Origin of the sequence: Tenacibaculum sp. MAR_2010_89, from assembly GCF_900105985.1 — a bacterium.
GTDB lineage: Bacteria > Bacteroidota > Bacteroidia > Flavobacteriales > Flavobacteriaceae > Polaribacter > Polaribacter halocynthiae.
The window spans coordinates 15,425-37,517 of record NZ_FNUB01000002.1 but is presented as its reverse complement, the minus strand read 5'-3'; the positions used below and the strand labels follow the sequence as shown (position 1 = coordinate 37,517).

Sequence of the window (22,093 nt, the reverse complement as noted above, 5' to 3'; positions counted from 1 at the left end):
TTTAAACCTTATACTTTTCTTCTAATTTAACTTTCACGTCATTTACTAACAAACCTATATCTCCTGCACCAATCATTACTATGATTTTAGCTTCAGATTTTAAAACGTCTTGAACTATTTTTTGTTTTGTTGTTAGCTTTTTATTCTCAAGAGACATTTTATCTAATAACCATGATGAAGTAACTCCTTTTATTGGCAACTCTCTAGCAGGGTATATATCTAACATTAAAACTTCATCAAACTTAGAAAGAGCCCTAGAAAAATCATCTGAAAAATCTTGTGTTCTACTAAATAAATGTGGTTGAAAAACCGCTAATACTTTTTCATTAGGATACATTTCTCTCACAGAATTTTCTATTGCATTTATTTCTGTAGGGTGATGTGCGTAATCATCAATCAACACAACGCTGTTCGTTTTTATCTTATATGAAAACCTTCTCTGAACACCTTTAAATGTTTTTAATTGCTCTTTTATCACCTCTAAAGAAACACCATATACATCCGCCATAGCAAATGCTGCTAAAGCATTCATTAAGTTATGCCTCCCTGGCAAATAAAACTCTATATTTTTTATTAATTTAGTTGGTGTTTTTACACTAAACACATAAGCTCCATCATTTATTTCAATATCGAAAGCCATGTAGTCAGCTTCATCATTTATAGCATATGTTAATCCCTCAATAGGTAATCCTTTTGCTATAATTAGTGTATCTGTAACTTTATTAGCAAACTCTCTAAATGATTGTTCTAAAGCATCAGCCTCTCCATAAATATCTAAATGATCAGCATCCATAGAAGTAATACAAGCTATATTTGGAGATAGCTTTAAAAACGATCTATCAAATTCATCTGCTTCTACAACTGAAACCTCTTCTCCACCTAAAATCAAATTCGAATTATAGTTCTCAGCTATTCCTCCTAAGAAAGATGTAGCCTTTACTGGTGCCATTATATGACCCAAAATCGAAGAAGTTGTTGTTTTTCCATGGGTTCCTGCAACACCTAAGCAAAAAGAATTTTTTGTAATCTCTCCTAATATTTCAGCCCGCTTTAAAACAGTATAATTATTAGCTTTGAAATACGTGAGTTCCTGATGTTCATCAGACACGGCAGGTGTATAAACCACCACTGTTGATTCCTTATCTAAAAACGACAACGGAATATTTTTAACAGCATCATCAAAATGAATTTCTATACCTACACTTTTTAATGAATTAGTAATTGGTGTCTCTACCTTATCATAACCTGCTACTATTTTTCCATTCACAGAAAAATAACGAGCAATAGCACTCATTCCAATACCTCCAACTCCTATAAAATAAACATTATGTATCTTATTTAAATTCATCTACTCCTTAAAATGGATTATTTTTTCTATTTCGTTTACAATATCATTTGTTGCATTAGGTAATGCTAAAGTTTTAATATTTTCACTTAAACTTTCTTGCTTTCCTTTATCTTTCAACAACGTTTCCAGTACAATTGGAAATGTATCTAATTCACTTTCTTTCACCAAAATTGCTCCATGTTTATCCACAATAGCTTTAGCATTTTTAGTTTGATGATCTTCTGCCACATTGGGAGACGGGATAAAAACCGTAGGCTTCCCTACAATACATAATTCAGAAACCGAACTTGCACCTGCTCGAGAAACAATAAAATCAGAAGCAGCATATGCCAAGTCCATTCTATTCAAAAACTGATGTACTTGAACATTTTCATTTAGATTATACTTTTTATACTCATCATAATACAACTTACCACATTGCCATATAACCTGCATATTATTCTCTTTGAAAAAGCCTAACTGAGACTCTATCAATTGATTTACTCTTCTTGCACCCAAACTACCTCCTAAAACCAATACTGTTTTCTTATTTGCTATTATTTTAAAAAACTTCTTACCCTCTTCAGTTTTAGAATGAATAAACAACAAATCTTGCCTAACAGGATTCCCTGTTTTTATAATTTTATCAGAAGGAAAAAAGCGTTCTAAATTATCATATGCTACACAAATTTTTTCTGCTTTTTTACTTAACAATTTATTTGTTATTCCAGGGTATGAATTTTGTTCTTGGATTAACGTAGGAATTCCTTTATTAGCAGCAACTATTAAAGTAGGTCCACTTGCAAATCCTCCCGTACCTATTGCCACATCAGGTTTAAATTTCCTTATAATACTATTTGCCCTCCATAAACTACTTAATAACTTAAAAGGAAACATTAAATTTTTTAATGTTAACTTACGTTGGATTCCAGAAATCCACAACCCTTTTATATCATAACCGGCTTGAGGTACTTTTTCCATCTCCATTTTATCTTTAGCTCCCACAAATAAAATACTAGCATTAGGGTACCTTAGCTTAATTTCATTTGCAATAGCAATAGCAGGATAAATATGGCCTCCTGTTCCTCCTCCACTTATTATAACCTTAATCGATTGTTTCATGTAAAATATCTAAAGGGTTATCATCTAAAATCGTTTCCTCAGTTTCATTCTTTGAAGCACTTACACTCAATATCATTCCTAAAGCAAAGCAAGTCATCCATATTGAGGTACCTCCACTACTTATTAAAGGTAATGTTTGACCTGTAACTGGTAAAATATTTACAGCTACAGCCATATTAATCATAGCTTGAAAAACAATGGGAATACCTACTCCTACCACCATTAATGTTGCAAAAATTGTTGTCGCCTTTTTTGCTGTTATCAATATTCTAAACAACAATAAGAAATAAATAAAAACTACTAAAAGCGCACCCAACAATCCATATTCTTCAACAATTATTGCATAAATAAAATCTGATGATGATTGCGGTAGAAAATTTTTCTGCACACTCTTTCCAGGACCTTTTCCTATTGGCCCTCCAGTTGCTATTGCTATTTTAGCTTTCTCAACTTGGTAACTCTCAGCTCCTTCTGACTTAGAAAAACTCTCTAACCTACTTTGCCAAGTATTAACACGGTTAGGCATAGCGTCTGGAAACGCTTTTGCTACTAGTATAAAAAACAACAATGAAAACAAACCAATACCTAATATATAACCTATATACCTTAAAGGGTATCCACCTATGAATACCAACAATAAAATCATAGTGAAAAAGATGGCTGTAGTTGAAAAATTTGCTGGTAATACTAATATCAATACCAGTCCAACTGGCAACCATAATTGCAACAAACTATCTTTAAACTGTATTTGTTTTTCTTTATTTCTTGCTAAATATCTTGCCACATATACCATTAACACTAAGCCTGCCAATGTAGATGTTTGAAACCCTATCCCAACAAAAGGTATATGAATCCACCTACTAGCATTTGCCCCTTCAATTACAGTACCTTGTGCCATTGTAAAAATTAACAACAACACTACTATTGGAAGCATCAATACAGATCCTCCACTAAAATACCTATAAGGAACTTTATGTACTCCATAAATCACAGCAAAACCAGTAATTAATAAAACAACATGCTTTATTAAATGTCCTATAGTTGAACCATTACCAACAACATACACTAAATTTGTACTAGCACTATACACTGGCATAAATGAAAATATTGCCAACACAGTAACAATAGCCCAAATTGCTCTATCTCCTTTAATATGTTGAAAAATGGATTTCATTTACTATTTAACTCTTTTTTTAATCTATAAATTCTTTACTGCTTCTTTAAATTTCAATCCCCTATCTTCATAGCTATCAAATAAATCAAAACTAGCACAAGCTGGCGATAATAAAACAGTATCACCTTTCTGAGCAATCTTATGCGCTACCTTAACAGCTTCTTCAGCTCCAGCCGTCTGTACCAAAACATCAACCACATTTCCAAAAGTTTCAATTATCTTTTGGTTATCTAAACCTAAACAAACAATACCTTTTACTTTTTCTCTTACCAATGGCAATAAATCTGCATAATCATTTCCCTTATCTACACCACCTACAATCCAAACAGTAGCACTATCCATACACTCCAAGGCATAATATGTTGCATTCACATTGGTTGCTTTACTATCATTTATATATTGAACACCATTGATTTTTTGCACATTCTCTAAACGATGCTCAACACCTTCAAAGTCTGATAAACTTTCTGCAATAGTTTCTTTTCTCACTTTCAACAATCTTGCCGCCATAGCAGAAGCCATTGCATTTTTTGTATTATGCTTACCTTGTAATTTCAAATCTGAAACATTCATTAGAACCTCTTCTGTATTTAATTTCATTATTATTTTATCTTTTCTTACAAAAACACCATAAACCAATTCTTTCTCTAATGAAAAAGGAACTAATATTGCTTTTGTTATATTATTTTCCAACCAGTCAGTGACTACCTTATCATCAGCATCATATATTAAAAAATCTTTTTCTGTTTGATTTTTTGTTATTCTAAATTTTGACGCTATATACTTATCAAAATTGTTATCATATCTATCTAGGTGATCAGGAGTTATATTTGTTATTATAGCTATGTGAGGACTAAAATTATTAATTCCATCTAACTGAAAACTACTCAATTCCAACACATACTCATCATAACTCTGTTCTACTAATTGCTTTGCAAAACTATCACCAATATTACCCGCTACACCAACATTCAATCCAGCATTTTTTAATAAATAATGCGTAATCAAAGTGGTAGTTGTTTTACCATTTGCTCCTGTTATTCCTACTAACGTTGCCTGAGTAAACTCATTTGCAAATTCTATTTCAGAAATAACTAAAATTCCTTTTTGTTTTAATTCTTGAACCAATGGAACACTATCAGGAATCCCTGGGCTTTTCATTACCACATCAGCAGAAAACACTTCAGACTCTGTATGCCTACCTTCTTCAAATTCAATAACATTATTTAAAAGAACTTTTTTATATTTTTCTGCTATCACTCCTTTATCGGTAACAAAAACCTCAAAACCTTTTTGTTTCCCTAAAAGAGCTGTACCTACTCCGCTTTCTCCACCTCCTAAAACAACCAATCGCTTCATTTATCTCAACTTTAGGGTTACCATAGCAAATACTGCCAATAAAATACCTACAATCCAAAATCTGGTAACAATCTTACTTTCGTGAAACCCGCTTTTTTGATAATGATGATGGATAGGTGACATTTTAAAAATTCGTCTACCTTCACCAAATTTCTTCTTTGTGTATTTAAAATAAGACACTTGTAAAATCACTGATAAATTCTCAATTACAAAAACCCCAGCCAAAATAGGCAACAATAATTCTTTTCGAATAGCAATAGCAATTACAGCTATGATACCTCCAATAGTTAAACTACCTGTATCTCCCATAAAAACCTGAGCTGGAAAGGTATTATACCATAAAAAGCCTATCAAAGCTCCTGCAAAAGCAAATATAAAAACAGTCATTTCCCCTGACTTTGGTATGTACATTACATCTAAATAATCTGCAAAAATTATATTTCCAGATACCCATGCAAAAATTGCCAACGCAATAACCATTATTGCCGACGTACCTGCCGCTAACCCATCTATTCCGTCTGTTAAATTAGCTCCATTAGATATTCCTGTTACAATAAAAACTACAACAAAAATGAACACTACCCAACCATATTTCCTATAACCGTCTCCTAAAAAACTTAATGCTTTTGCATAATCCAATTCATTATCTTTCAAAAAAGGAACTGTTGTTTTTGTAGATTTATGCGCATCTCCAAAAACTTTCTTTTTTCCATTTTCCTGAATAGTTTGTTCTGCTAGAGGCAATTGTTCTTTTATTGTTACATCTGGATGAAAATAAAGCATCGCTCCTACAATTACACCCAAACCTACTTGACCTAAAACTTTAAACTTACCTTTTAATCCTCCTTTATCTTTTTTGAATACTTTTATATAATCATCAGTAAAACCAATAACCCCCATCCATAATGTGGTTATCAATAATATTATGATATAAATATTTTCAAGCTTTGCTAACAACAATACTGGTATTAAAGTTGCCAAAATAATGATGATTCCTCCCATAGTTGGAGTACCAGATTTTTGAGCTTGCCCATCTAACCCTAAATCACGAACAGTTTCTCCTACTTGTTGTCTCCTTAAAAAGTTTATGATTTTTTTTCCAAAAATCATAGATATCAATAACGACAAAATAAATGCAGATGCTGCACGAAATGTTATAAACTGAAACACACTTGCTCCAGTTAAATTAAATTCATTTTCTAAATATTGAAAAATATAATACAGCATTCGTTATGATTTTTTTAATTGATTAAAACAATTTATCACTTCTTCTAAATCATCAAAATGACTTCTTTCACCATTTATCTCTTGATAATTTTCATGCCCTTTTCCTGCTATTAAAATTATATCACCAGGCTTAGACAACTTACATGCCGTTTTTATAGCCTGCCGTCGATCTAAAACTGACAATGTTTTTTTGTAATTTTCAGCAGCCACTCCTACTTCCATCTCATCAATTATTACTTGCGGATCTTCAGTTCTTGGATTATCTGAAGTAAATACTACCTGATTACTTAATTGAGATGCTATATGAGCCATTTTTGGCCTTTTAGTTTTATCTCTATCTCCACCACAACCAACAACAGTTATTACTTGTTCATTCCCTGTTCTTATATCATTTACCGTCTGTAAAACATTTCTTAAAGCATCTGGCGTGTGTGCATAATCAACAATCCCAGTTACTCTATCATCTGATACAGTGTACTGAAAACGACCACTAACACTCTCCAAATCACTCAACAATCTTAATATTTCAATTTTCTCCAAGCCTAATAAATTTGCCACACCATATATTGCCAACAAATTATACGCATTGAAAACACCTATTAACTTTGTCCAAACTTCTACTCCATTTACAGTTAACAAACTTCCTGAAAAACTTTTCTCTAAAACCTTAGCTTTAAAATCAGCTAATGTTTTTAATGCATATGTTTGCTTATTAGCTTTACAGTTTTGCAGCATTATCTGTCCGTTTTTATCATCAATATTCACCAAAGCAAATGACGTCTTAGGTAATGAATCAAAAAACTCTTTTTTAACATCCCTATACTCAGCAAACGTTTCATGATAGTCTAAATGATCGTGAGATAGATTTGTAAACACCCCACCAACAAACTCTAACCCTTCTGTTCTTTTTTGATGAATTCCATGCGAACTCACTTCCATAAAACAATACTCAACACCTTCTTCCACCATTTCAGCTAAATATCTATTAATCATAACCGAATCTGGAGTGGTATGTGTTGCTTTATACTCTTTAGCATTAACTACAACTTTTACGGTAGATAATAAACCTACTTTAAATTCAGTCTTCTTAAATAACTGACACAAAAGTGTAGCAATAGTTGTTTTACCATTTGTACCAGTTACCCCTATTAATTTTAATTTCTTCGAAGGATTTTCATAAAAATTAGCTGAAATAATAGCCAAAGCACTACTTGAATTATCTACCTCAACATAAGTCACTCTCTCATCTTTAGCTTCTGGAGTTTTCTCACAAACAATAACAGAAGCCCCAGATAAAATAGCTTTATCTATAAACAAATGCCCATCAACAGACACTCCTCTTTGAGCAACAAAAAGATCTTTATCACCAACCTTTCTACTATCAAAAATAACTTCATTAATCCCCACATCTGTACTTCCGAAAATAGAATTTACAGATACCTTATACAATATGTCTTTTAACCTTTTCAACTATAATAATCTTAAATAAACAGTTGCTCCTTTTGATACTTTCACTCCTTTTTTTATTGATTGCTCCATCACCTTCCCCATTCCAGAGAATTTGACTTTCAACCCCATATTCTCCAACAACGAAATAGCATCCATACCACTCATATTAACAACCTTTGGCATAATTGTTTTGTACTTCCCTAATTTCTCATAATAATCCTGATATTGTTTATCTATTTTCGCAAAAGAAATAGTATCAGAAACTGACTGATTATCAATAGGTGTAGTTGTGTATATTTTTTGTGCTATTTCTTTAAATATAGGAGCAGCAACATCCGCCCCGTAATATCCTTTTTCTTTCTTAGGCTCGTGCACTACAACTATACATGAATATTTAGGCTCTTTAGCTGGAAAAAAACCAGCAAATGATGCCACATATTTTTTATTTGAATAATGACCAGCTACCACTTTTCCATTTCCATCTTTATGCCTTGGAATGTATTTTTTTGCAGTACCTGTTTTACCTGCCATTGAAAAATTAGAAGAATATATTTTTTTAGCAGTTCCTTTCTCAACTACATTCTCCATCACTTTTCTAATTTTATCTAATGTTTTTTGAGAAGCTATTTTCTCTTTCAAAACTTCTGTTCCGAAACTTTTATCAACTCTATTCCCCATCCTTAACTCTTTCACAAAATAAGGCTTAACTAACTTCCCATTATTAGCTACTGCATTATAAAAAGCTAGCGTTTGCAAAGGCGTCAACGAAACTCCATAACCCCAAGCCATCCACTCTAATGAAATAGGACTCCAGCTTTTTTCCTTCGGATTGGGTATATAAGGCTTTCCTTCTCCTTTTATTTTTACTCCAGTTTGTTTATCTAAACCAAAGGATTTAATTTTATCAATAAATTTTTTAGGGTTTTTATCATAATGCTTTCTTATTGTCTTTACAATCCCAACATTTGATGAAACCTCAAAAACTCTAGCTAACGATATCTTTCCGTACCCCCCATACTTACTATCCTCAACTTTTCTATTATTAATAAAAATTTTCCCTTTACCACAGTCAACTACCGTAGAAGTATCTGCAACCTTATCATCTAAAGCCGCCATTAAACTCGCTAACTTAAATGTTGATCCTGGTTCATGACTTTCCCATACAGCATAATTTCTTTTTTCATAATACTTCCCTTTTGAAGTTCTACCAAGATTAGAAATCGCTTTAATTTTACCAGTTGCCACTTCCATAACAACAGCACATCCATGCTCTGCATCAAAATCTTCTAACCTTTTTAATAAAGCATGATGAGTTATATCTTGAATATTAACATCGATTGTTGTTATTATATCATGACCATCAATGGGTTCTTTCTCATTTACATCATTAATCGGTTTCCACTGCCCTTTTGCAATTTTCTGCTTCAATCTCATTCCATTTTTCCCCTCCATGTAACCTGCAAAAGCTCCTTCTATACCTGCCCCTCCTCTGTAATCATCATAACCTATCGTTCTTTCCGCAATCTTACCTATTGGATGCACCCTTACAGTTTCTTGCTCAGCAATAAAACCTCCTCTATAAATACCTAGCCTTAAAATTGGAAAAGTTTTTATTTTAGCATAATCATTATACCCTATATTTCTTGCAATTAACAAATAACGGTTTTTACGTTTTTTTTGCGTTTCTTAATTTTTTTTGATAATAATCTGCTGATTTCCCCAACAATCTAGACAAAGACTCTGACAACCCTCTAATATTTTTTTCAAAAACACCAGATTTCACCGTCATCACATCCATTCTTATAGTAAATTTAGACATTGAAGTTGCTAATAAATTACCATCCGAAGCATACACATTCCCCCTATTTGCGAATATTGTGTCGTTTCTAACTGTTTTTTCTTGAGATAATTTCCTATACTTATCTCCATCTATATACTGAAGTTTAAAAACCCTAAAAACAATAACCACAAAAAAAAGCGTCATTAAAATTACAACTACATAGAGTTTATTTAATATGCCTTTTTTTACCACCATTATTATTTATTCTTTTTTTAAGGTTACTTTAATTTTTTTCGGGGGAGTTTTTGCCGGCTTAAGTTTTTTTCCTTTCACCTTTTTACGAATACTACTTTCTAACTTCATCCGCATTAAAATAGTACTCGTATCAACATTTTCCGCCCTTAACCGTCTTTTTTCTCTATTCAACTCCGCTATCTTTACCACCTTTGCATCTGCACTATGCGCACTTGAAATCATGATAAGTAACAATCCTACTATAAAAATAAGTATTCGCCAGTTTTTAAAAGCACTTTCATCAGTAAGAAAACTACCCCTCAAAACATCATAAACACTTCTTCTAACTTTAGACATAAAAACTATTTTAGCGTTGCTATCCTTAACTTAGCACTCCTAGCCCTATTATTCTCTTTTATCTCTTCTCTAGTAGGCACAATTAACTTCCCCACCTTTTTTAAAGGAACACTTATGTTTCCAAAAAAATCTTTCTCAGGCTCACCACTAAACAATCCAGTTCTAATAAAGCGCTTAACCAACCTATCCTCTAAAGAATGATATGCTATTACACTTAATCGTCCTTCCTCATTTAACAACTGCGGCATTTGCTGCAAAAACTCCTTTAACACCTCTAGTTCTTGATTTACTTCTATACGAATAGCTTGAAATATTTGAGCCAATATCTTATGCTCTTTCGCCTTAGGAAGAAACCTTTGTAAAACCTCTTTTAATTGAAAACTTGTTTTCACTTCTTCTACCTCTCTAGCCTCAACTATTGTTTTAGCCAATACCTTAGCATTTCTAAGCTCTCCATACAAAAACAAAACATCAGACAACTCTTGCTCTCCGTAAGTATTTATAATTTTCCTAGCTGAAAGCTTTGACTTCTGATCCATCCTCATATCCAAATCAGCATCGAACCTTGTTGAAAAACCTCTTTCAGCAGCATCGAACTGATGAGAAGAAACCCCCAAATCAGCCAAAACACCATCAACCTTCTTCACTCCATAAAACCTCAAAAACCTAGATATAAATCTAAAATTCTCGCCTATCAATACAAATCGGTCATCTTCAATTTTATTAGCATGTGCATCTGGATCTTGATCAAAAGCAAACAACCTCCCATTCTCTCCCAAGCGACTCAAAATCTCCCGTGAATGACCACCTCCACCAAATGTAACATCCACATAAACACCATCTTCTTTTATATCAAGCGCATCCACACTTTCCTTCAATAATACTGGACTATGATAATTCATCTACCTCTGTATTTCCCATCACCTCTTCTGCCAAATCTGCAAAATCAACAACAGCTTCATCTATTACTTTTTCGTACTCTACTTTATCCCAAATCTCAATAATATTAACAGCAGAAGACAAGACAAGCTCTTTACTCAAACCTGCAAACTGACATAAATCTTTCGGGATTAAAATCCTCCCAGAAGCGTCAACCTCCACTATCTTTACCCCCGCAGTAAATCTCCTTATGAAATCATTATTCTTTTTAACAAAACGATTCAACTTATTCACTTTACCCATCATCAAACTCCACTCTTTCATCGGATACAACTCCAAACATGACTGAAAAACAGAACGTTTAACAACAAAACCATCTTGTAACACTGATGATAATTGCTTCTTAAAAGCCGATGACATCATCAACCTTCCTTTAGCATCCATCTTACACTCATATGTCCCAATTAGGTTTACCACTTAATAAATTGATAGTTTGCATCAAAAATATAAAAAAATTACCACTTTTTACCACTTTACCCCACTTTGTTAATAAGTTTTACTACAACACTTAAAACACTGATAACAAACACCTTTACACTATCTCTTCTAATGAAAATAATAAAAATGAAAATGTGCTAAAAAAAAACTACATTTGTCGATAAGTCAAATCAAACTTTTTTATGACTGAATTTTTAAAAAAAGAAGGCAAATTTACATACGCAGAAGCTGGAGAAGGAACACCGATCATCGTTTTACACGGGCTCATGGGAGCATTGAGTAATTTTGACGCAACTTTTAGCTATTTATCAAAAAAAGGATATAAGGTTATAATTCCTGAACTCCCTTTATATTCACTTCCTCTACTAAAAACAAACGTTAAAAATTTAGCTAAGTTTATATATGAATTTATTGAATTCAAAAACTTAAAAGATGTTGTTTTATTAGGTAATTCATTAGGAGGCCATATTGCTTTATACTATATTAAACACTATCCGAAAGACATTGCTGCCCTAGTTTTAACTGGTAGTTCTGGTTTATATGAAAATTCAATGGGGAATAATTACCCTAGACGTGGAGATAAAGAATTTGTTAGAAACAAAACTCGTGATGTTTTTTACAATCCTGAGATAGCAACTGATGAACTTGTTGATCAAGTTTATGAAGTTATTAATGATAGAAATACATTAATTAGAACATTAGCTATTGCAAAAAGCGCTGTAAGGCATAATATGGCGAATGATTTGCCAAATATGGAGCAACCAACATGTTTAATTTGGGGAAAACAAGATACAGTAACCCCTCCTGAAGTTGCTGAAGATTTCCATAGATTATTACCTAACTCTGATTTATATTGGATAGACAAATGTGGTCATGCAGCAATGATGGAGACACCTGAAGAGTTTAATCGTCTTTTAGAAGAGTGGTTAACAAAACGTAATATATAACAAGCTATTTATTTACATGAAAATCAAATCAGCTGATTTTATAATGAGTAACTCTAATGTTACTAAAGCCCCAAAAGATCGACTTCCTGAGTATGCATTCATTGGCCGATCTAATGTAGGTAAATCTTCATTAATCAACATGTTAATGGAGCGTAAAGATTTAGCTAAAATATCTGGAAAACCTGGAAAAACTCAACTTATTAATCATTTTAAAATTAATGACGAGTGGTTTTTAGTGGATTTACCTGGATACGGTTATGCCAAAGTTTCTAAAAAGAAAAGAACAATCTTTCAATATTTTATTGAAAATTATTTTAAAGAAAGAGAACAACTAGTATGCACCTTTGTTTTAATTGATAGCCGCCATGATCCTCAAAAGATCGATTTAGAATTTATGCAATTCCTTGGCCAAAATCAAATTCCTTTTTGTATCGTTTTTACTAAAGCAGATAAATTAGGAAGTTCAAAACTAAACAAGCAAATTACGTCTTATAAAAAGAAGCTTTTAAACACATGGGAAACACTTCCTAATTCATTTATAACTTCATCTTCAACTGGACTTGGACGTGATGAGTTTTTAAGTTTTATTGAACAGGTAAACCATGATGTAGCTAAGGATTTTAAATAATTGGTAGCTACCTCAAAGTAACAAAATGCATTCAACCAAAGAAACCCTTGAAGTTTTACACGAAGACAATCATTTAATAATTGTTAATAAACGTTCTGGAGACATTACTCAAGGTGATAAAACTGGAGACAAACCTCTAAGCGATGTTGTTAAAGAATACATTAAAAAGAAATATAACAAACCTGGAAATGTATTTTTAGGAACGGTTCATCGGTTAGATAGACCTACTTCTGGTGTAATTATTTATGCTCGCACTTCGAAAGCTTTAGAGCGATTAAATAAAATGTTACGTGATAAAACCATAAAAAAAACATACTGGGCAGTTGTAAAACAACAACCAAAAAAAGAAAGTAACACTTTAATTAATTACCTTAAAAAAAATCCAAAGAACAATAAATCTTCAGCATACGATAAAGAAATTAAGGAAAGCAAAAAAGCTATACTTCATTATAAGACCATTAAGCGTTTAGACAATTACTCTTTATTAGAAATTGATTTAGAAACTGGTCGACACCATCAAATTAGGGTGCAACTTTCAAACATTGGAAGCCCTATAAAAGGAGATTTAAAATACGGATTTAACAGAAGTAATAAAGATGGAAGTATTCATTTACATGCACGAAAAATTGAGTTCATTCATCCTGTAAATAACGATTTTATTAAAGTTGTAGCACCTACACCTAAAGATTCAATTTGGGATGCTTGTATGTAATTTGTATATTTAGACAAATTTCAACAATGAAAGCCTTCAAGTATTTATCTATTTTAGTTTTACCACTAACAGTATATATTTCTTTTACACAAAATGGCTTATTTACTTTTTTACCACTAATTACATTTTTTGGGCTTGTACCTTTTTTGGAACTTTTTTTTTCTCCAGATAAAAAAAACCTCACACAAGATCAAGAAGATATAGAAAAAGAAAATAAGATATATACTGGCATCTTATACTTCACCGTTCCTTTACAGTTATTCTTTTTAGGATGGTTCTTTATTATAATGCAAGATCCTAACCTTACATTTACAGATACTATTGGTAGAGTTTTTGCTATGGGATTAATGTGTGGTGTTATAGGTATCAATGTTGGCCATGAACTTGGTCATCGAAATAATAGGTTTGATGAATTTTTAGGAGAAGTTTTATTACTAACCTCTTTAAACACTCACTTTCTACCTTATCATAATGCAGGTCATCATTTTAATGTGGCAACCCCTAAAGACGCAGCTACTGCAAGAAAAAATGAAATAATTTACCTCTTTTGGTTTCGCTCTCATTTTCAAAGTTATTATCAGGCTTGGAAAACAGAAAGCATACGATTAAAAAACTCAGAAAAAAGCTGGTTTCACTATCAAAACAGAATGTTAATCTATACTTTTTGTAATATTATTTTACTAGGTAGCTTATTCTTTTTCTTAGGATTAAAAATGCTTCTTATATTTTTAATCACAGCAATAATAGGAATTTTATTACTTGAAACTGTAAACTATATTGAACATTACGGACTATTACGTAAGAAAAACGAAAGAGGAAGATATGAGCGCGTTAAAAGAACACATTCCTGGAACTCTGATCATGTAATCGGGAAAACAATGTTGTTTAATTTATCTCGACATTCAGATCATCATTATAATGGAAGTAAACATTACCAATTATTAAAATCATTACCGGAAAGTCCACAAATGCCTACGGGTTATCCTGGAATGATGCTACTAGCTCTATTTCCTCCATTATGGTTCAAATTAATGAATAAAAAACTAGAAGAACTCTAAGCAAAATGAACATCCCTCAACTTATTCAGCATCAAAGAAAATTCTTTACAAGCCAACAAACTAAAGATATAGCATTTAGAAAAAATATCTTAAAGCGCTTATTAAAAGAATTAATAAAAAGAGAACGTGAAATTATTAAAGCTTTGTACGATGATTTTAAAAAACCGGAATACGAAGCAGTAATGACTGAAATCTCTATTGTGATTTCTGAATTAAGGATGACTATTAAAAATATTCATTCTTGGAGTAAACCTACACGGGTTTTACCTTCTATTTTAAACTTTCCCTCTTCTGCTAAGATATACAAAGAACCTTATGGAACGGTTTTAATTATTGCTCCTTGGAATTACCCATATCAATTGGCTTTTTCTCCTTTAATTGGAGCTATAGCTGCTGGAAATACAATTATTGTAAAACCTTCAGAATTAACACCTAATACAAGTAAAATAACTAAAGAAATTATTGAAAATGTTTTTGACATCAACCATGTTACTGTTGTTGAAGGTGGTGTACCAGTTGCTCAGGAGTTATTAGCACAACGTTGGGACTATATTTTTTTTACAGGTAGTGTTCCTGTTGGAAAAATTGTTGCTAAAGCAGCTGCTGAGCACTTAACTCCCGTAACATTAGAACTGGGAGGTAAAAGCCCATGTATTGTTGATGACACAGCTAATATTAAATTAGCCGCTAAACGAATTGTATGGGGTAAATTTATTAACGGAGGACAAACGTGTATTGCTCCAGATTATTTATTAATTCATAAAACTGTTAAAGATAGTTTTGTTCGTTATTTTAAAGAAGAAATATCAAAAGCTTATGGTGATAATCCTAGTGAATCTCTAGATTACCCTCGTATTGTAAATGCTCGAAATTTTGATCGTTTAGCTAAAATGTTAACCAATGAAAAGGTATTAATTGGTGGTAAAACCAATAAAGATAGCAACTATATTTCACCTACCTTGTTAGATGAACCTAGCTTAGATAGTGAGTGTATGAAAGGTGAAATTTTTGGACCTATTTTTCCAGTTATTTCTTATGAAAATGAAAATGATATTGAAAAAATCACTTCTAATTATGACAAACCTTTAGCATTATATGTATTTACTAATCGTAATTCTTTTGCTAAAAAAATTATAAAACGTTATTCATTTGGAGGAGGTACTGTAAATGATACTACTGTACATTTTGCAAATAACAGATTACCTTTTGGTGGAGTTGGTGAAAGTGGAATTGGAGGCTACCACGGAAAACAAACATTTGACACTTTCTCTCATAAAAAAGGAATAGTAACAAGAGGCACATGGTTAGATATTCCTACTCGATATGCTCCATATAAAGGAAAATTAAAACAACTTAAAGCTTTAATGAAACTTGGATAACCCTATTATGACACAACAAAAAACAGTATCAGAAGCTATTAATTATCGCCGTTCTGTAAGAATATATGATGAAAACAAAACAATTGATTCTTCTATTGTAAAAAAATGTATAGAACAAGCTAGCTTAGCTCCTACTAGCAGTAACATGCAACTATGGGAGTTTTATCATATAACCTCTAAAGAGGTTATTACAAAAATAGCTCCATTGTGTTTTAATCAAAACGCCGCAAAAACAGCACAAGAATTAGTTGTTTTTGTAGTTAGAAAAGATTTATGGAGGAAACGCGCAAAAGCTAATTTAGATTTTATGGATGAAGCCTTTGGGAAAAACACTCCAAAATCCAAACAAAGTAGTAGAGAAAAAGTAGCAAGAAACTATTATGGAAAACTCATTCCATTTGTATATTTTGATTTCTTCGGAATTTTAGGCATATTTAAATACCTGTTAACTTTAATTACAGGACTATTTAAACCAATATATCGTGAAGTTAAAAACAGCGACATGCGAATTGTTGCTCATAAAACTTGTGGTTTAGCTGCTCAAACTTTTATGTTATCAATGGCTTCAGAAGGGTATGATACTTGCCCTATGGAAGGTTCAGATACTTGGCGTATAAAACGTGTTTTAGGCCTACCAGTTAGTGCAGAAATCAACATGATTGTTTCTTGTGGTATTAGAAAACCTGAAGGAGTTTATGGAAAACGCTTTAGAATACCTTTTGACGAAGTTTATAAAAAAATTTAAGTTTTTAACACCAAAAATCAGTTCGGATAAAATTTTAAAACCACAATTAAGCAACAAAGTTGCGTTAGAAGAAAAAATGTATATCTTTGCCATGTGAAAAAACACAAAAAAATAGTAGGCAAACTTTTTTTAGGACTCATGATAATGATGCACCTATCTACTTTTTTTCACTCTTTTTTTCATCACAATTCAACAAAAGTTACATCTTCTAAAGATATTGTTAAAGTTAGCGATTCTGAAAACGAGTGCTCTTTCTGTTATTTAAATCTAAACAATTTATATACGAATATTGATAAACAACAATATTTTATAAATACTTTTTATCAAAGATTAAATGTATACTATATAAATTCACATTTTACAACTTCCTTTATAGGAGCTGAAAATTCGAGAGCACCACCATTTTACTTATAATATACCATTCCTTTTATAAAGCAATTAATATGTAATCAAACTTTTACTTATTAAGTATATATAGAATATTTTTTATTCGCTTTTTAATCTAGGAAATTCTTTTCACAAAACAAATTATTACACAAACCTACTCAATGCTACAAGCCATAAACCTATCTATGTGCTATGGGGATAAACATGCACTAAAAGATTTAAATTTTTCAGTAGCTCCAGGAGAAATATTTTGCCTACTAGGGCAAAATGGTGCTGGTAAAACAACCACCATTAATATTTTTTTAGGACTATTAAAACCAACGTCAGGAACCGCTACTATAAACAACAGCTCTTCTCTTAATAATAGTAACGTAAGAAAAAACATAGCTTATATACCTGAAATAGTTCAGTTATATAGAAATTTAACTGGGCTGGAGAATTTAAACTTCTTTAGTCAATTAGCTGGTTTTAAATATTCAGAAAAGGAGTTAATTACTTTTTTAAACACCGTTGGACTTCAAGAAGAGGCTCATCGAAAAAAGTTAGCTACTTATTCAAAAGGGATGCGTCAAAAAGTGGGTATTGCTATTGCATTATCTAAAAATGCTAAATATATTTTAATGGATGAGCCTACTTCTGGTTTAGACCCTAAAGCTTCTTTTGATTTTACAGAAATCTGCAAAAAACTTGCTAAAAATGGAGTAGGGATCCTTATGGCTACTCATGATATTTTTAATGCGGTAAATGTAGGTTCTAGAATAGGTATCATGAAACAAGGCACAATAGTTCATACAGCTGAAACTTCAACTATTAACGCACAACAATTACAAGAATTATACATCAAAACAATATAAAATAATTCCTTTTAAATATAGCAACATGAAAATTAATAAATTAATTCTATTCGCAATAACATTTTGCGTGTATCAAATAGCCCACTCACAATCTAAAATTAGTGGAGTTCTAATAGATGCCAATAAGCAACCTATTTATGGAGCTACAGTTATAGTAAGCAAAAACAATAACAAAACTCATACTGCATCTGACCTTGACGGAAAATTTTATCTTGAAACAAAAAAAGATGGATTGCATATTATTCAAATATCTTATGTAGGTTACAAAACTTACCAACAGGAAATAACAATTACATCAAAACAAAATTATGGCCTAGGAAAAATAATACTAGCTTTATCTAATGAGTATTTACAATCGGTTGAAATAATTGGTAGAACAAGAAAAGATTATAACAGTGATTATTCTTTTTCAGCAACTAAAATAGCTATCAAAAATAAAGAACTACCACAAGCTGTAGCTAGTGTAACTAAAGAACTTATTTCTGATCGTTTAGCTTTTCAATTACCAGATGCTGTAAAAACAGTAAGTAATGTATCTGCTACTGGCTTATACAATCACTATAATATTAGAGGTATTACTCAGGCTGATGATGGTCAAATAGTTAACGGTATGCGTACTCGTCAGTATTACTTTTTACAACCAATAACATCACATTTAGAACGTGTAGAAGTTATCAAAGGACCTTCTTCTGTAACTTTCTCTAGTTCTGATCCAGGAGGAACTGTGAATATGGTTACAAAAAAACCATTATTAGAAAAACGTAGTGAAGTTTCTTTAGCTACTGGAAGTTTTGGAACAATTAGAGCTACCGCAGATTTTACTGGGCCACTAAACGAGTCAAAAACATTATTATATCGTGTTAACGCAGCTTTTCAAGAAGCAGATTCATTTAGAGATGTTGTAAATAACAATGCCATTTTATTTTCTCCTTCTTTAAGTTACATACCTAATGAAAACACTTCATTTAATGTAGAATTGATTTACAACAATGCCGAAGGTAATTTAGATAGAGGTCAGCCAATTTTTGGAGCAATAAATGGTGAGTATGATATCAATAGTACACCTATTACAATGAATGTTGGCGCATCAAACGACCATTACAAAACAAAAGAGCTAACATTTATGGCTAGCTTCAATAAAAAATTTTCTGAAAACTTTGGTTTTAATGCTCAATATATGAAGCAAACTTGGGATGAAGATTTAGCTGAACACAGAATAGACGGTTCAGCTGTTGACATTAATGGTACTATAATTCCTACACTTGCAAGAATGAGATATGATAAAAGACAACAGTTTTGGGAAACAGATAACTTTAGTGCATATTTTAATTACGATATTAAAGCAGGAAACATTACTAATAAAATATTGATTGGTTATGATGCTTCACGTTGGGAAAGAAAAATTGGAGCAGGATTCAATAGAGCAAGACGCTATTTAACAGTTAGTGGTGGTCAAGCAAATTTTAACCCAAGTAACGCAGCTAACTTTCAACAAATGGTTGTAAATGGTGTAACAATGCCAGTCCCTGCTGTTCCTCATTTTGATTTAGAAAACCCTTTTAACGGTGCAAGAAACACAAGTGCTTACAATCTTTCTGAATTAACAATTCCTGCAAATTTAAATTCATCTGATGGAATATACATTCAAAATCAATTTAAGATTGGAAAATTCTCCGCATTAGTAAACTTAAGATATGAATGGTTTTTTGATATTTTTAATTATAAAGCGGATGAAAAAGAATTTAAAACAAATGCATTTGTACCAAGAATTGGTTTAACTTATGAAATCACTAACAATATTAGTGCATATGGAACTTATTTAGAAGGCTTCCAACCTCACACAAATACAGTTTCATTATCGCCAACAGCAGAAGGTTTCTTTTGGGCGGCTTCACCAAGCAGGTTCGAGCCTCTAGAAAGTAGTTTAAAAGAAATTGGTGCAAAAGGAGAATTTTTAAATGGTAGAATATTTGCAAACATTGCTTTGTTTGATATTACTCAAAAAAATATCTTATTAGGTAATACTTATGATTTAGATAATTTAACAACAAGAGGTAAGCAACGTAGTAAAGGATTTGAATTTGATGTTTCTGGTTATATAACATCAAATTTTCAACTTACAGCTTCTTACGGTTATACAGATGCTAAAATTGTAGAAGATGCAATACCTGAATTTATTGGAGCACGAATAGGAGGAGCTCCAAAGCATAATGCAAACTTCTGGGGACGTTACGATTTTAAGAATGAAACTTTAAAAGGTATTGGAATCGGTTTTGGTGCCCAATATGTAGATGAAAGATATACTTGGTACAACCCTACATATGCTATTAATAGAGTATTATTACCAGATTACACAGTTTTTGATGCCGCTGTATATTACAAGCCAAATAATACAAGTATGCAATTAACTCTTAAAGTAAACAATTTATTTAACAATACTTATTGGTTAGGAGGTTTGAATCCTTCAAGATTAGGTCCAGGAGCTCCAAGAAACTTCATGCTAAATGCTACCTATAAATTTTAATTACCATGAAAAGTAAACTTGTTATTTTAATAGCAAAGCAATTTTTTAAAAAGACCTTTATTACTAAAGGTCTTTTAGTGCTTTTATTTATTTATTTAGCAGTTTTAGGGTATGTTACTGCTAATAGTTGGGCCGCTTTTGAAAAAAAGCATCATTCAGTAGAACATCATCAAGAATCTTCAAGAAAAAGTTGGGATGAAAATCCAGACAAACATCCACATAGAATGGCACATTTTGGGTCATTCGTTTTTAGGGCACAACATCCATTAAGTATTTTTGATTCTGGACTAGAAAGTTTTACAGGTAATTCTATTTTTTTAGAATCTCATAGGCAGAATACAGCAAATTTTTCTGAAGCAAGTTTATCTACAGGCTTAGTTCGTTTTGGTGATTTAAATATCACCATGTTATTACAGCTAATTCTACCTTTAATAATATTCTTTTTGGGATACGCTGCAATTACTTCAGAAAAAGAAAACGGAACGATTAAAATAATTTATATTCAGGGGGCTGGTATTAAAGAAATACTTTTAGGGAAATCTTTAGGATTATTTTTAGTTTCTTCACTTTTCTTTTTACCATCTTTATTTTCTTTATGGGGAATTTCTTTTATAGAAAATGAAACAATCAATAGTGCAATAACTACAAGATCATTGTTAATAACCGTTAGTTATATTCTGTTTTACATGATTTTATGTTGTGTAACTGTAGTATTCTCAGGAAAGAGTCAAAACTCAAACAAAGCACTCTTAAGTTTATTAAGTGTTTGGTTATTGTTTTTCATTATCGTTCCTAAAATGGCACAAGTTGTAGGAAATTCAATATATCCAAACCTTTCAAAAATTGAATTTAAAGCTGCTATTGAAGAAGAAGTTTCTAAAATTGGTGATAGTCATGATCCTGATGATCCATATTTCAATTCACTCCGTGATTCAGTTTTAAAGGTACATAAAGTTACAAACATAAAAGATTTACCTTTTAATTATAGTGGGTTTGTAATGAGTAAAGGAGAAGAACAATCGTCTACAATTTATAACAATCAACATAAAAAATTGATAAATACTTATAAAAAACAAAATAGCATCTCTAATGGATTGGTATTGTTGAATCCGTACTTAGCGATTAAAAATTTGTCAATGAGTTTTTCTGGGACTGATTTTGACACCTATGTAAATTTCTTATCTCAAACAGAAAAATATAGATACAAGCAATCGCAATACATGAATGAACTTCAAATGAAATTTATTAGTAATAAAGCAACAAGCAGTGAAGGGAAAATTAATGTTATTGATCGTTCCTATTGGAAATCTGCTCCTAAATTTAGTTATGAATATATGCCCATTCAAAAAATAATAAAAAATCAATTATTAGCTATTTCTACATTGATTTTTTGGTTGCTATTTGTACTAATTTTAATCACTAAGTTTTCTAAACGTTTTAAAATTATTTAGCC

General features: G+C 31.6%; 18 protein-coding genes and 1 pseudogene. 9 read left to right on the top strand and 10 right to left on the bottom strand.

Going from position 1 to position 22,093, the window contains the following annotated elements; all coding sequences use genetic code 11:
* Position 1 precedes the first annotated feature (1 nt).
* From murC to mraZ, 10 genes and pseudogenes are all read right to left on the bottom strand, one after another.
* Positions 2 to 1,348 (bottom strand): UDP-N-acetylmuramate--L-alanine ligase, encoded by a 1,347-nt coding sequence (gene murC / locus BLV71_RS00405; protein WP_093868643.1) that lies wholly within the window; start codon positions 1,346 to 1,348, stop codon positions 2 to 4.
* The gene (gene murG, locus BLV71_RS00400) at positions 1,349 to 2,449 is read right to left on the bottom strand and encodes an undecaprenyldiphospho-muramoylpentapeptide beta-N-acetylglucosaminyltransferase (protein WP_093868642.1); all 1,101 of its coding nucleotides are present in this window, start codon (positions 2,447 to 2,449) and stop codon (positions 1,349 to 1,351) included.
* Positions 2,433 to 3,623 carry an FtsW/RodA/SpoVE family cell cycle protein gene (locus tag BLV71_RS00395; protein ID WP_093868641.1) on the bottom strand — a complete coding sequence of 397 codons (1,191 nt, stop codon included), beginning with the start codon at positions 3,621 to 3,623 and terminating at the stop codon, positions 2,433 to 2,435. Before BLV71_RS00395 ends, murG begins: the two co-directional genes overlap by 17 nt.
* Before the next feature lie 24 nt (positions 3,624 to 3,647).
* Positions 3,648 to 4,982 carry a UDP-N-acetylmuramoyl-L-alanine--D-glutamate ligase gene (gene murD / locus BLV71_RS00390; RefSeq protein ID WP_093868640.1) on the bottom strand — a complete coding sequence of 445 codons (1,335 nt, stop codon included), beginning with the start codon at positions 4,980 to 4,982 and terminating at the stop codon, positions 3,648 to 3,650.
* Positions 4,983 to 6,209 (bottom strand): phospho-N-acetylmuramoyl-pentapeptide-transferase, encoded by a 1,227-nt coding sequence (gene mraY / locus BLV71_RS00385; protein ID WP_093868639.1) that lies wholly within the window; start codon positions 6,207 to 6,209, stop codon positions 4,983 to 4,985.
* Between the two features lie 3 nt (positions 6,210 to 6,212).
* Positions 6,213 to 7,679, bottom strand: a complete 1,467-nt coding sequence (locus BLV71_RS00380; RefSeq protein WP_093868638.1) for a UDP-N-acetylmuramoyl-L-alanyl-D-glutamate--2,6-diaminopimelate ligase — start codon at positions 7,677 to 7,679, stop codon at positions 6,213 to 6,215.
* Positions 7,680 to 9,642, bottom strand: a pseudogene (locus tag BLV71_RS00375) (penicillin-binding protein).
* Positions 9,643 to 9,699: 57 nt separating this feature from the next.
* A complete protein-coding gene (locus tag BLV71_RS00370) occupies positions 9,700 to 10,029 on the bottom strand; it encodes an FtsL-like putative cell division protein (RefSeq protein ID WP_093868637.1) in 330 nt (109 codons plus the stop codon).
* 5 nt (positions 10,030 to 10,034) lie between these two features.
* Positions 10,035 to 10,931, bottom strand: a complete 897-nt coding sequence (rsmH, locus tag BLV71_RS00365) for a 16S rRNA (cytosine(1402)-N(4))-methyltransferase RsmH (RefSeq protein WP_093868636.1) — start codon at positions 10,929 to 10,931, stop codon at positions 10,035 to 10,037.
* On the bottom strand, positions 10,918 to 11,385 hold the full coding sequence (mraZ, locus tag BLV71_RS00360) for a division/cell wall cluster transcriptional repressor MraZ (RefSeq protein ID WP_093868635.1): 468 nt from the start codon (positions 11,383 to 11,385) through the stop codon (positions 10,918 to 10,920). The genes rsmH and mraZ overlap by 14 nt, the downstream gene beginning before the upstream one ends.
* A 203-nt stretch (positions 11,386 to 11,588) precedes the next feature.
* Between mraZ and BLV71_RS00355 the strand changes: the two genes are divergently transcribed.
* From BLV71_RS00355 to BLV71_RS00310, 9 genes are all read left to right on the top strand, one after another.
* A complete protein-coding gene (locus tag BLV71_RS00355; RefSeq protein WP_093868634.1) occupies positions 11,589 to 12,353 on the top strand; it encodes an alpha/beta fold hydrolase in 765 nt (254 codons plus the stop codon).
* 16 nt (positions 12,354 to 12,369) lie between these two features.
* Complete coding sequence (gene yihA, locus BLV71_RS00350) at positions 12,370 to 12,981, top strand: ribosome biogenesis GTP-binding protein YihA/YsxC (protein WP_093868633.1); 612 nt, start codon at positions 12,370 to 12,372, stop codon at positions 12,979 to 12,981.
* Positions 12,982 to 13,006: 25 nt separating this feature from the next.
* A complete protein-coding gene (locus BLV71_RS00345; RefSeq protein ID WP_093868632.1) occupies positions 13,007 to 13,693 on the top strand; it encodes an RluA family pseudouridine synthase in 687 nt (228 codons plus the stop codon).
* A gap of 26 nt (positions 13,694 to 13,719) precedes the next feature.
* Positions 13,720 to 14,751 (top strand): alkane 1-monooxygenase, encoded by a 1,032-nt coding sequence (locus BLV71_RS00340; RefSeq protein WP_093868631.1) that lies wholly within the window; start codon positions 13,720 to 13,722, stop codon positions 14,749 to 14,751.
* Positions 14,752 to 14,756: 5 nt separating this feature from the next.
* A complete protein-coding gene (locus tag BLV71_RS00335) occupies positions 14,757 to 16,130 on the top strand; it encodes an aldehyde dehydrogenase (protein WP_093868630.1) in 1,374 nt (457 codons plus the stop codon).
* 7 nt (positions 16,131 to 16,137) lie between these two features.
* Positions 16,138 to 16,875, top strand: a complete 738-nt coding sequence (locus BLV71_RS00330; RefSeq protein WP_093868712.1) for a nitroreductase family protein — start codon at positions 16,138 to 16,140, stop codon at positions 16,873 to 16,875.
* 548 nt (positions 16,876 to 17,423) lie between these two features.
* Positions 17,424 to 18,116 carry an ABC transporter ATP-binding protein gene (locus tag BLV71_RS00320; RefSeq protein WP_093868628.1) on the top strand — a complete coding sequence of 231 codons (693 nt, stop codon included), beginning with the start codon at positions 17,424 to 17,426 and terminating at the stop codon, positions 18,114 to 18,116.
* Between the two features lie 25 nt (positions 18,117 to 18,141).
* The gene (locus BLV71_RS00315) at positions 18,142 to 20,640 is read left to right on the top strand and encodes a TonB-dependent receptor (RefSeq protein WP_093868627.1); all 2,499 of its coding nucleotides are present in this window, start codon (positions 18,142 to 18,144) and stop codon (positions 20,638 to 20,640) included.
* Positions 20,641 to 20,645: 5 nt separating this feature from the next.
* Positions 20,646 to 22,091 (top strand): ABC transporter permease, encoded by a 1,446-nt coding sequence (locus BLV71_RS00310; protein WP_093868626.1) that lies wholly within the window; start codon positions 20,646 to 20,648, stop codon positions 22,089 to 22,091.
* Positions 22,092 to 22,093: the final 2 nt, after the last annotated feature.

Coding starts and splice junctions, on each gene's coding strand:
- mraY (WP_093868639.1), bottom strand. CDS start 6,209: ATGCTGTATTATATTTTTCAATATTTAGAAAATGAATTTAATTTAACT.
- murG (WP_093868642.1), bottom strand. CDS start 2,449: ATGAAACAATCGATTAAGGTTATAATAAGTGGAGGAGGAACAGGAGGC.
- BLV71_RS00320 (WP_093868628.1), top strand. CDS start 17,424: ATGCTACAAGCCATAAACCTATCTATGTGCTATGGGGATAAACATGCA.
- yihA (WP_093868633.1), top strand. CDS start 12,370: ATGAAAATCAAATCAGCTGATTTTATAATGAGTAACTCTAATGTTACT.
- BLV71_RS00310 (WP_093868626.1), top strand. CDS start 20,646: ATGAAAAGTAAACTTGTTATTTTAATAGCAAAGCAATTTTTTAAAAAG.
- BLV71_RS00370 (WP_093868637.1), bottom strand. CDS start 10,029: ATGTCTAAAGTTAGAAGAAGTGTTTATGATGTTTTGAGGGGTAGTTTT.
- BLV71_RS00330 (WP_093868712.1), top strand. CDS start 16,138: ATGACACAACAAAAAACAGTATCAGAAGCTATTAATTATCGCCGTTCT.
- murD (WP_093868640.1), bottom strand. CDS start 4,982: ATGAAGCGATTGGTTGTTTTAGGAGGTGGAGAAAGCGGAGTAGGTACA.
- BLV71_RS00395 (WP_093868641.1), bottom strand. CDS start 3,623: ATGAAATCCATTTTTCAACATATTAAAGGAGATAGAGCAATTTGGGCT.
- rsmH (WP_093868636.1), bottom strand. CDS start 10,931: ATGAATTATCATAGTCCAGTATTATTGAAGGAAAGTGTGGATGCGCTT.
- BLV71_RS00315 (WP_093868627.1), top strand. CDS start 18,142: ATGAAAATTAATAAATTAATTCTATTCGCAATAACATTTTGCGTGTAT.
- BLV71_RS00340 (WP_093868631.1), top strand. CDS start 13,720: ATGAAAGCCTTCAAGTATTTATCTATTTTAGTTTTACCACTAACAGTA.
- murC (WP_093868643.1), bottom strand. CDS start 1,348: ATGAATTTAAATAAGATACATAATGTTTATTTTATAGGAGTTGGAGGT.
- BLV71_RS00345 (WP_093868632.1), top strand. CDS start 13,007: ATGCATTCAACCAAAGAAACCCTTGAAGTTTTACACGAAGACAATCAT.
- BLV71_RS00355 (WP_093868634.1), top strand. CDS start 11,589: ATGACTGAATTTTTAAAAAAAGAAGGCAAATTTACATACGCAGAAGCT.
- BLV71_RS00335 (WP_093868630.1), top strand. CDS start 14,757: ATGAACATCCCTCAACTTATTCAGCATCAAAGAAAATTCTTTACAAGC.